Below are 10,812 nucleotides of genomic sequence, written 5' to 3'. Positions count from 1 at the left end.
GGGAAGGTGGTTGCGGGCACTGTCATTCATGATACGTCCTTGTTCCGTATCGAGTATTCGCTCGGTCTACCTATCTTGTTACGGCAGCTCAATACGGTGCAAGGACGTGCTCTTCGCTGTGGGGCAAGAAGAGTCCCTTAGTTAGCGGTCTCCTCCGCGTCGTCGCGGTTTTTCTCAAACACGTCCATCACGGCTTGGAAGCGGGACTTCCATGTTTTCTTTCCGTCTGCGGCTTCGGCCAGTTTTTCTTCCTCGTTGCTCTTTGGGGGAAGTGGTGCGGCAAACTGTGCGGGGACTGGCCCGAGATTTCGCGCGGTGTTTTCCACGACCTTCTTTGCCAGCGCGCGGTTGGCGGTTACACCCGCAATAACACCGATGCCCAGGGGCATGATTTTGCCGATCCACATGCGGCGCAGCCTGCGGTTGATGCTCTTCATCACCGTCCGCGTCATCATGTTGTTGGCCTGAGTCAGGGTGGGCCCGGTGAATTTAGCCAGAGACTTCGTTGTGGGCAATGCGCTTGCTTCAGGGCCGACAAGCGTATCGACGATCGCCGCGCCCTGCGCCCCCGACAACGCCAACAGGACGATCGCCCGACGGCGCTCTGCATCAGCAATATCCTCCCCGCGCAGGTACGCCGAGCCCACGGTGTATACGGCTGCCATGTCCACGAAGAGGAGAGATTCCGCCGCAATGGCTGCTGAGCCTGTAACAAAACCGACACCCGGCACAGCGGCCGCGCCACCAGCGCCAGCGCCGGAGCCTGCAGCGGCATTCATGAAATGCTTGCGCATGATCTCTTGGATCTCCGCAGGCGTGGCCTCCGGGTTAGAGCGGCGCAGCCAGTTGACGTAACCCTTGATGAACCCGGATTGCAGATGCACGGCACGATCCAATCCCTTGATAAAGGTGCGGCCGATGCGGGAGGCATTTTCCTCACTGATAGCAGTGGCAGCGGTGTTCGCTTGCACCACCGCTACGTCTTTCTGCTTTTTCTTCCTGCCAAAAACCACTCTGGGGTATCTCCTTGAATGTTGCGCGGGCAATCACACCATCCTAGGCCGGAATGAATTTCCGCGATTAGAGTTGCGGTATGGCCACCGACCCAGTTGTGATGACCACTGCGGGAAAGATCCGCGGCGTTGTGGATCCGGCAACTGGCATGCGCACGTGGCGGGGCGTGCCGTATGGGGAACCCACGGGTGGGAAGAATCGCTTTTCCGCTCCTCATGCGCGGGAGCCCTGGTCAGGGACCTTTGATGCCACCACCTTTGCTGAGCCGGCCATGCAGGGCACGTACGGGTGGAATGACAAGGTGATGGGCACGGAGGATTGCCTCACGTTGGACATTGTCCGCCCGGATACGGATGAGGAACTGCCGGTGGTGGTGTATATCCACGGCGGGACGTTCCTTACCGGCTTTTCTAATGAAAAGATTTTTCAGGGCCACCAGTTCGCGCAAGCGACGAACATCGTTTATGTCTCCATTAACTTCCGTTTGGGGGTGCTGGGGTATCTGGATATGCGCTCACTCGGCGAGGATTGCGTGGCTACTCCCGCCACTCATGATCAGATTTTGGCGTTGCAGTGGGTGCGCGACAATATCGCTGCGTTCGGGGGAAGCCCGAACCGCGTGACCATCATGGGGGAGTCCGCGGGAGCCAGCGCTGTTACCGCTCTCATGTCGTCGCCACAGGCAAGAGGATTGTTCCACGGTGCGATTGCGCAGTCCGCGCCCGTCGCCGCGGTGCACTCGCGCCTCCAAGCAGCAATGTGGGTGCGCGCACTGCTCGACGGGATGGGCATGTCTCGCTTATCGACGATTACTGATCTCCGCGCCGTCCCCGCCGAAGACCTCGTCAGAGTTGGCAACGCCTTGCTCATTCGCTCCGGTGAGATCCAGTACTTGAATCTCTCTTTCATGCCAACGGTGGATAACTCGGTTCTGCCGCAGCACCCGATTGACGCGTTCGCTGCGCATGAGGAAGCCCCGGTGCCGTTGATCATTGGGTCGAATTCGGGTGAAGCCAGCTTCACCAAAGCGATGTTCATGTTCAGCCGTACGCGACAAAAAGCAGCCCGCAGGATTTTGGAAGTCTTTGATCCGGAGAACGCCGACGCGATCTTGGCTGCCTACAACAACGCCACCGACCGCAGTGACTTCGCTGAACTGATCGCTGATGCTGTGTTCTGGGCGCCTTCCGTAAGCATTGCCTCCGATCACCGTCACGTGGCACCGGTGTGGATGTACCACTTTGACTTCGCCGGGGCACCCCTGCAGAGACTCGGTGTGGGCGCGGTTCACACCGCTGATCTGGAGGCGGTCTTCGGCGCCCGCTTCACCACCCACGCCGGCATCTTGCAGCATCTGAGCTCGCGGGAGGACTTTGACACAGTCAGTGAGATGATGCAGCGCCACTGGGGCTCCTTCTTCCACACCGGACGCCCCGGCGACATCTGGCCGGAATACGGCTTCAGCTCAGACACCGCGCCGGGCCGCGCCACGGCGGTGCTTCGCACCGACTCCACGGTGGTGTGGGACCCCAAGGCGGAGAAACGTCGTGCGTGGGAGGGTTTCAACCTGACGCAGTGGGGGACCGGCCGGCGCGATATTGCAGAGAGTCTCGCGGATTTCTTGGGCATTGATCCGGATGATCCGGCGTGGAATCCTGCTGCGCCTGAGCCCACTGATGGCTAGGCTGGTTCCCGCTACCAGAGGCAACCCCCAGGGCGTCGGAGCGGCGCTGCGGGCAACCAGAAGGGAACCCCACGTCATGAGCTTTTTTGAGGATATTGCCGCCGGTCTTGACCGGGAGGGAATTGAATCCCGCGTGCACGATGACACGATGTTCGTGCCCATCACATCCGATGTTGAAATCCATTTTGTGGAGATTGACCAGCATCTCCCTGCCGCGAATGTGTACATCGCTGCGGCGGATGTGGATGCGGATGATGATGAGTTTGAGGCCGTACTCGTTTCCGTTGTCTTCTCCGTGGAGGATGCCGTGGCTACGGTGGCACGGCACATGGCCACCGATCAGGTGATCACAGTGCTGCGTGATCTGCTGGAGGGCACGGACGAGCGTATTGGGGATGTGGAGTTCTACCAGGACCCAGTTGACCCACACTTGGTACGCGCCGAGGTGGGCGACAATGCTGAACTACAAGTTCAGGTGGAAGAAGTCGATGGCGCGCCCTGCGCAACCGTCACGTTTGTAGCCCTGCCCGATTCCTACGATGATCTCCTAGACGATGCCATGGGGGAACTCTGGGATTCAGATGGGGATGCGGAGCTCACCGATGAAGACCGTGAGCATCTTTTTGCCACTCTGCATGCCGAGGTTGCTTCCCAGGCTGAAACCCTGGATCTGGGTGTGTTCCACGATTTTGACCGGCTCTTCGACGTCCTCTCCCTGGCCGCCGATCACGCCGAGGAATGGGAAGCTCAGCTCCTCCCATTCGATGACGATGATTTTGATGAGCCGGACGTCTACGACATCTTCGGCGCCGACGACGGCGATGAGGACGATGACATCGACTTCGATGACGAAGACGATGACGATGACGAGGACGTCGAGCAGTAACTACGCCGCCGCGATCCCCTCAAACATGGAAGCGGGGGAGTAGACGGGGGTAAACGTGCCGTCCACGAGCCAGACGAAGGTGGCGCCGGTGGGGGAGTACACCTCGTGCACTGCGCTGGCCATGTCGGCGGGGACAAGGGCCCGGACCCAAGCCTCAGCAATTTCACGGTCAACGGTGTACCCGGATGCGTCGGTAAAGCGGACCTCAATGAGGTAGGCGGGCACATGTGATTCGCCGAAGCCCTTGATGCGGGCTTGAGCGCGAGGGCCGACGCGGCGGCGGGTGATCGCGGCCTTCAATGCGGGGCCACCCGCAACGCGGGGCAGTTCCCTGGTTGGTGGACGCCACGTGGGGTTGGGCCGGGCCAGGGAGCGCGGGTGGTGGATCACGGCTTCAAAGCGCTCGAGGGCATCGGCATGGTTGGAACGGATGGTGCGGGCAATTTCTCGTGTGTTAGTCATGCTTCACAAGATAGGAGCCCCCTGCGACACCCAAAGGGGAAAATTAGAACAACTATTCGAACGGGTTGTTTGAAACGTTCTCCTCTAACACTTCTCTTGAGGTGCCACCTTCCGGCGTGTCCGGACTGATCACCGTGCCCAGGATGTACAGGACAACAGACAGTGCTGCGACTAGTCTCCAGCGCCGGTTTTTCGGCCGGGGCTTTTCCAGTTCGTCCATGCCTCGAAGAAGGATCATGTCTGACACAGTCAACAATTGCGGCGTTTGCCCGCGAACCTTCATAGCCTCTTGGTAGGCCTGTAGTGACCTTTGATCGGCGTTCTCGCAGTAGAACCACCAGAGACTAGGGATGAGAAAAGCAACACCCAGCAAGACGTTGCTGAAGGCTGCGTTAGTGCCACTGCCACCACCGCTGAGCGCGCTAACGATGGTGAGGGTGCCTACTGCCACACCAGCAATGGCTAAAAGCCGTCGACTCTTCTTTGACGGTTGCTCGCCGCCGGAGGCGTTTGTGGGATAAGCAGCATTCGGCGATGGTGTGGTCATCGTGGCATGGCACCTTTCGCATTGGCTGGTTCTTCGCAGGTGATAGTAGTGTATGCGGGTACATGAGCAAGCCTGAACCGATTCCCGGAAGCCCGCTAGCACGGGCACCGGAAGTATCACCATTGCCCGCCATACCCAAGGAAATTTGGGTGCTGGTGGCTGCGGCTTTTCTGATTGCGCTGGGGTACGGGATTATTGCGCCGGTGATTCCACAGTTTGCCAGCAGCTTCGGGGTCACTATGGCGGCGGCAGCAGCGGTGGTGTCTGTGTTCTCCGCGGCACGGCTGGTGGGGGCACCGGGGGCGGGAAGGCTCGTGGATAAGCTTGGCTCCCGCAAGGTGTACATCACGGGCCTTGTCATCGTGGCGGTGAGCACCGGGCTGGTGGCTGTGGCGCAGGAATACTGGCACATGCTGGCGCTGCGGTTCGTTGCGGGGTTGGGGTCCACCATGTTCACCATTTCCGCGCAGGCGCTGATTGTGAAGGTGGCCCCGCCGCAGATCCGCGGGCGGGCGAGCTCCACGTACGCGACGGCATTTCTATTGGGCAACATCATCGGTCCCGTCATCGGCGCGGCGCTGTCTTTCATGGGTATGCGCTGGCCTTTTGTTATTTACGGCACCGCTGTGGCACTCGCTGCCGTGGTGGTGTGGGTGGCGCTGCCGAATTCGGATACGGATGTGTCGATGCTTCGGCGCCCACCCATGCGTCTCCATGAGGCTTTCAGCAATCCGAGCTACCAGTCCTTGCTGGCCTCAATGTTTGCTAATGGCTGGGTGAACATGGGCGTGCGCGTGGCCATTCTGCCGCTGTTTGCAGCATCGGTGTTCACGCACGGCGCGGCTGCTTCGGGCTTAGCGCTTGCGGCTTTCGCCTTCGGCAATGCGGTGACCCTGCAATTCTCCGGGCGTTTGGCGGACAGCATCGGCCGCAAACCGCTCATTCTCACAGGCCTTACGGTCACCGCACTGGCTACGGGCACCCTCGGATTCGCTACTGCCGTATGGTCCCTGATCACCCTGTCCATCATCGCGGGCGTGGGCGGTGGCCTCATCGTGCCTAGCCAGCAGGCGAGCCTCGCGGACATCATTGGCAATGATCGCTCCGGCGGCAAAGCTCTCTCCGCATACCAAATGTGTGGCGACGCCGGCCAGGTCCTTGGCCCCATCATCATCGGTGCGATCGCCCAATCCCACGGTTTCCCCGCCGCGTTCATGGTGTGCGGTGCTATCGCCGCTGGTGCGTTTATCGTATGGGCAACCCTTGGCAATGAAACCCATCCAGACAAAGCATCCCGATAGAACAACCGGAAAGACATCATGAGAGTCATCTACGACTGCGATCCCGGCATCGACGACACCTATGCGCTGATCTACCTCGCCGCCCTGGCGCACACACAGGACATTGAGCTTGAGTGCGTGACCACCAGTGCCGGCAACGTGGATGCTGACCAGTGCGCACGCAACGCCGCCTGGATTCTCACCCTGTGTGGCCTGCCCACGATTCCGCTTGCCGCGGGGATGCAGGCCCCACTTGAGTGGGAGCTCACCACCACGCCGGATACCCACGGGGACACCGGCCTGGGCTATGCCACCGCACCCAAGCGTCATGTTGAGCACGATTGGGCCATGCTGTGGTGCGACGCCATCGACCGCGGGACGGACGACCTTCACCTCATCATCACCGGCCCCATGACCAACTTGGCCGCGTTTGCTCACCTGCACCCGCAGCACTACGCCAAGCTCAAGCACATCACCGTCATGGGCGGCGCGTTCCTGTACCCGGGCAACACCACACCGACCGCTGAGTGGAACTTCTGGGTCGACCCGCACGCCGCCAAGCACGTCTTTGCCACCACGCCCACGCCAATCACGGTGTGCCCCCTCAACGTGACGGAACGCATGATCCTCACCCCGGACCACCTCGCCCACATCATTGCCACCCTGGGCAGCTCACCGCTGGCCGAGCACCTTGAGCCCATCACCCGCTTCTACTTCGAATTCCACGAAGACACCGGCGACGGCTACCAAGCCCAAATCCACGACCTCCTCACCGTCATGGTTGCACTGGGCCAGGTCCCATCGGAGTTTCGCTTATCGACGGTCGACCTCGAACCCAATTCCCCCTTAACCCGCGGCACCTCCATCGCCGACGACACCGGCATGTGGGACCGCGAACCCAACGCCCACATCCTCACCGACACAGACCCCACCACCGCCTGGCAGCTTTTCGACACCGCCTGCACCACCCACGCCCGCATCGCCGCCGGCGACCCCGCCCTGGAGCGGCTCCGGCATATGCGGGCGGATGATTAGGGTGTTGCTGCGCGTTGGCTGCTGACCTTTGTAGATAACAATGATCGGTTACAAGTCGGCGGTTCTCGCTGCAGAAAACTATTCGAAACTCGGCTGTGCGGCGTGATTGAATGCAACCTCACGATTTCTGTACCAGTAATGGCTAGCTGCGCTGTAGGTTTGTGTTTCTTTGTAAATGATCACATACCCGGGGAGGGCTGTAGCTTGCCAACCTTCTGGTAAACACTCAAATATGGCTGTAATCCATTCTTTGATTGTTTGAGGAATCTTGGAGTGCGGTAATAGGTAGAAAGGCTTATCTAGATCCGGGTGGCTCTGAAAGCGGATAGTGAAGGGTGTTGCTCTTTTTAGAAGGGATAGAGCACTTTCTATCTGTGCATTTTCAGATAATCCCATCTCCTGTTCGTCAAGAGGATACTCGAGATTGATCGGATACAGTGCGTCGAAATGATTGCCCTTGACAATTGTCTTGTCCCGGTTTCGCCCCGGATCCTTATTGCCAAAACCGTTAGTATTCCATGGTACAGAGCCCCCTTTTCTGTAGTGGTCAATCAACATTTTTTCAGGTGCAGCTGCATCTAAATCTTCGTCAACATAGACTGCTTTGAACTCAATATCTTGAAGGCAGATTCCTTTTCTACCCGAGATTTTGATCCGATGTTGATTTAACCTGGATCGCAAATCAGATTTGGCCTTTCCCACGTAAACTCTCGTTAGAGAATCACCCTCGGACTTGAAAAGTTCGTATACACCGGAACGAGCTTCGAGTTTATCCACGTTGCTTTGCTCCAACGTTGCGGTATCGATTTGTTGGAGCGTTGCATGTAACTGATCTGCTAGAGCTTTGGTGATGCTGAGCTTGAAGTCCGCGATAAAATGTTGATTCGAGTTCCGCATTAGACCGCCCAAACTGGAGATTCGTGGTTTGTTGCCGCAGGATGTGTCAGAGCTGCGTGGACAGATGACGTGACGATATGGCCTAGATCAACCGGAACTGCGTTTCCAAGTTGACGCATTACTTCACCCCAAGCGCCATGAAGGGCGTAATCATCAGGGAAGGTCTGGATTCTGGCGGCTTCACGGACAGTAAAATAGCGCACTGAACCGTTTGGGAATCTAATCATATTTTCGCCGCCAGGAACTCCATGAGCTCCAGCTTTCAGTGCTTTGCTGGGTTCATCAATGGGAGACCCAGTATGTCCTGGGTATACTTTTGCTCCTGGTCTAAAATCATGATCAGGCCATTCCATAGCAAGCTCTGTCGTAGGATCCGGGAGATCCCGCAGTGCATCGCGGACGGTGAGCCAGCGTTTAAAACCATCAATGCTTGGCCGAGTTCTTATGCTTATGCGGTCTTGTTTAGCGACTTTATGTTCATCCCAGTAGCTTCCATCTGCTTGCGCAGCGGCTAGCGCTTTGCCGCTATGTGTTTGCTTCGGAAATTCCCAATCAACGTCAACATCGCTCCGGAATCCGATCAAAAAGACCCTATGTCTGTGCTGGGGTATCCCATAGTCAGCTGCGTTAACTAACCGTGACACAACGTTGTATCGGAGATCACTCTGGACATGTAAATGTTCTTTCTCTAATCGAGAAAAATGCTCGTGCCACATTTCCCCTTCGCGTGAACGAAGTTCTGGATGGCTTAAGCGAAGTTTTACGTATTCAAAGTAATCTGCAAAAGTTGAACGGGTTAGCCCTTTTACATTCTCGATAACAAATGCCTTTGGTTTGAGCTGATCAATAACCGAGGTTGCAGCGGGAAACATGTCACGGGGGTCGTCAGCACTGCGGGACAGGCCACCTAAGGAGAAGGGCTGGCAGGGCGGTCCTCCGGTAACGATGTCGACTTCCTCAGGCTTAACGTAATCTTTCCACTTGACATCTCGAACATCACCTTCAAGGACTTGAACTCCCTGAATCAAAGGGTGCCCGTTATTCGCGTTCTCTCTCATAGTTTTGCATGCCCACTTGTCCCATTCCGATGCGACCAGGTGAGAAATCTCGGCTTTAGATGAACCAAGAAGGAGTCCGCCTCCTCCAGCAAAAAGTTCAACGCCTTTCAGCGTACGAGCTTGCGTACTGGCGTTCCTTGTTTGAATCATGGGGCCATTCTTACATATGAAGTTAACGATGAAGGCGTTTCAGTCGTTGATTTGTTCGATTTCACCGGGCGTGCAGTGTTTTGGCGCAAGCTCGGAGGATTGGTTCTTTTCAAGTTGTGTTCGGTCAAGGTTTTATTGCAAATGCAATCTGGCCGGGCTGGCGGCTTTTGGATAAAAACAACCTATTTTGACGATTTTATAATCGTTTTACTTTGTTCCTTGAAGCGTCCTGGGTTTAGTTCCGATCGTTTCTAGAGGAGGATTGGATCATGCCTAGGAAGTTCAGTGACGAGTTCAAGGCCAAGGCAGTGCGTTTGGCTGAGGAGCTCGTTGAGCTCGAAGGGTGCTCGAAATGGAGTGCAGCCGTAGAGATCGGTGAAAAGCTCGGCATTCCAGCGCACACGCTCAACGATTGGTTGAAGCCGAATATGGCCTCGTCCGATGTTGAGGTCGGCGCCGGCGAGTCAACGGCTAACGAACTGAAGCGGCTCCGGAAAGAGATTAAGGAGCTACGCAGGGCTAACGAGATCTTGAAAACCGCGTCAGCTTTTTTCGCGGCGGAACTCGACCGTCCCACCAGAAGATGATCGAATACATCGATGCGTATCGCGATCGCTTCGGGGTCGAGGCTATCTGTCGCACATTGAAAGAGACAGAATGTGGGTTCATCACCTCTCGTGGCTACCGAGCAGCGAAAACACGAGCCCCGTCGGCCAGGAGCTTGTCAGACGCGCTGCTTATCCCCGAATTGGTGAGGGTCTACGAGGATAACTTCAGCGTCTACGGAGTCCGCAAGATGTGGAAGGCTATGCAGCGCGCCGGCTGGAACATCGGTCGTGATCAAACCGCGCGTTTGATGAAGCAAGCTGGCATTTACGGCCGCAGGCGTGGCCGCACATCGATGACAACGCTTCGGGCCAACGTTCCGGATTGCCGCCCTGACCTGGTCACACGTGACTTCACTGCCCCCGCGCCGCACCGGTTGTGGGTCGCTGACATCACCTACGTGCATACCCTGTCGGGGTTTGCCTACACCGCGTTTATCACCGATGTGTACTCCAGAAAGATCGTCGGTGTCGCAACTCGGGCGAGCATGCGTACCGATGAACTGCCGCTGGAGGCATTTGAGCACGCCCTGTATCACGCTGGTGATCTTCGCTCAGAAGGGCTTGTCCACCACAGTGACCGCGGCTCCCAGTATGTGTCGATCCGTTACGGTGAAGCGCTCGCCCAGGCGGGTATCGATCCGTCTGTCGGCACCGTTGGCGACTCCTATGACAACGCGTTGGCTGAAACGGTCAACGGGCTCTACAAAACAGAGCTGATTTATCCCCACCGGCCGTGGGCATCGGTCGGTGAAATCGAGATCGCCACTCTTCGCTGGGTGCACTGGTGGAACAACCAGCGACTTCATCAATCCCTGGGATATATCACTCCACAGGAGATGGAGGACGCCTACTATCAACGATCAGGCGCTCAAACGTTAGGCGTTCAATAAGCGGAACGAAAACCAGGACGCTTCACCTTGCCGAAAGTGGCATAAACCTTTGGCGCGGCAGGATTGACCTACACTGTGTGTGTTGTCGTGAGGGCACTAAAAATCGGTCCTGTAGATGTTCTGTGCAATGCATCACATATTCGATTTTCTTTTGTGGTGGTTGTCGGTTTTTGCGTGTGTACTTGCTGGAGTGTGGGTCCAGTGATGTTTGGGAATGCGCTTCTGGTGCAGGCAGGGGGCAAAATTGTCTTTACACACTCCACGAATTGTCACAGTCTGAACTCGGTGACTTGATTGCGGT

10 protein-coding genes are annotated in these 10,812 nt (G+C 57.2%); 5 read left to right on the top strand and 5 right to left on the bottom strand.

What is annotated here, in order from left to right; all coding sequences use genetic code 11:
• Window positions 1-137: 137 nt before the first annotated feature.
• Window positions 138-1,013: a hypothetical protein gene (locus QP968_RS03555; RefSeq protein WP_284855049.1), complete on the bottom strand. Its 876-nt coding sequence runs from the start codon at window positions 1,011-1,013 to the stop codon at window positions 138-140.
• An 80-nt stretch (window positions 1,014-1,093) separates the two neighbouring features.
• Between QP968_RS03555 and QP968_RS03550 the strand changes: the two genes are divergently transcribed.
• Entirely contained in the window at window positions 1,094-2,698 is a 1,605-nt protein-coding gene (locus tag QP968_RS03550; protein ID WP_284855048.1) for a carboxylesterase/lipase family protein, read from the top strand.
• A gap of 76 nt (window positions 2,699-2,774) precedes the next feature.
• Window positions 2,775-3,584, top strand: coding sequence for a hypothetical protein (locus tag QP968_RS03545; protein WP_284855047.1), 810 nt, complete (start codon window positions 2,775-2,777; stop codon window positions 3,582-3,584).
• Here QP968_RS03545 and QP968_RS03540 read toward each other — a convergent pair whose 3' ends face one another.
• Together QP968_RS03540 and QP968_RS03535 are read right to left on the bottom strand one after the other, a co-directional pair.
• The gene (locus QP968_RS03540) at window positions 3,585-4,046 is read right to left on the bottom strand and encodes a hypothetical protein (protein WP_284855046.1); all 462 of its coding nucleotides are present in this window, start codon (window positions 4,044-4,046) and stop codon (window positions 3,585-3,587) included.
• A 52-nt stretch (window positions 4,047-4,098) separates the two neighbouring features.
• Entirely contained in the window at window positions 4,099-4,593 is a 495-nt protein-coding gene (locus QP968_RS03535; RefSeq protein WP_284855045.1) for a hypothetical protein, read from the bottom strand.
• A 62-nt stretch (window positions 4,594-4,655) separates the two neighbouring features.
• Here QP968_RS03535 and QP968_RS03530 point away from each other — a divergent pair, with 62 nt between their 5' ends.
• Window positions 4,656-5,894: an MFS transporter gene (locus tag QP968_RS03530; RefSeq protein WP_284855044.1), complete on the top strand. Its 1,239-nt coding sequence runs from the start codon at window positions 4,656-4,658 to the stop codon at window positions 5,892-5,894.
• A gap of 15 nt (window positions 5,895-5,909) precedes the next feature.
• Window positions 5,910-6,908 carry a nucleoside hydrolase gene (locus QP968_RS03525; RefSeq protein WP_502870907.1) on the top strand — a complete coding sequence of 333 codons (999 nt, stop codon included), beginning with the start codon at window positions 5,910-5,912 and terminating at the stop codon, window positions 6,906-6,908.
• Between the two features lie 78 nt (window positions 6,909-6,986).
• Here QP968_RS03525 and QP968_RS03520 read toward each other — a convergent pair whose 3' ends face one another.
• Both QP968_RS03520 and QP968_RS03515 read right to left on the bottom strand, forming a co-directional pair.
• Entirely contained in the window at window positions 6,987-7,805 is an 819-nt protein-coding gene (locus tag QP968_RS03520) for a GIY-YIG nuclease family protein (RefSeq protein ID WP_284855042.1), read from the bottom strand.
• Window positions 7,805-9,013 (bottom strand): DNA cytosine methyltransferase, encoded by a 1,209-nt coding sequence (locus QP968_RS03515; RefSeq protein WP_284855041.1) that lies wholly within the window; start codon window positions 9,011-9,013, stop codon window positions 7,805-7,807. Before QP968_RS03515 ends, QP968_RS03520 begins: the two co-directional genes overlap by 1 nt.
• 269 nt (window positions 9,014-9,282) lie before the next feature.
• Between QP968_RS03515 and QP968_RS03510 the strand changes: the two genes are divergently transcribed.
• Window positions 9,283-10,511 (top strand): IS3 family transposase gene (locus tag QP968_RS03510; protein ID WP_284855040.1). Its coding sequence is split into 2 segments (ribosomal slippage): window positions 9,283-9,559 and window positions 9,559-10,511, totalling 1,230 coding nucleotides; the frame shifts between segments, so codons are not numbered across the junction.
• Window positions 10,512-10,812: the final 301 nt, after the last annotated feature.

The sequence above is a fragment of the Corynebacterium sp. MSK041 genome (assembly GCF_030232265.1).
GTDB lineage: Bacteria > Actinomycetota > Actinomycetes > Mycobacteriales > Mycobacteriaceae > Corynebacterium.
This window is presented reverse-complemented; position numbering and strand designations above follow the sequence as displayed.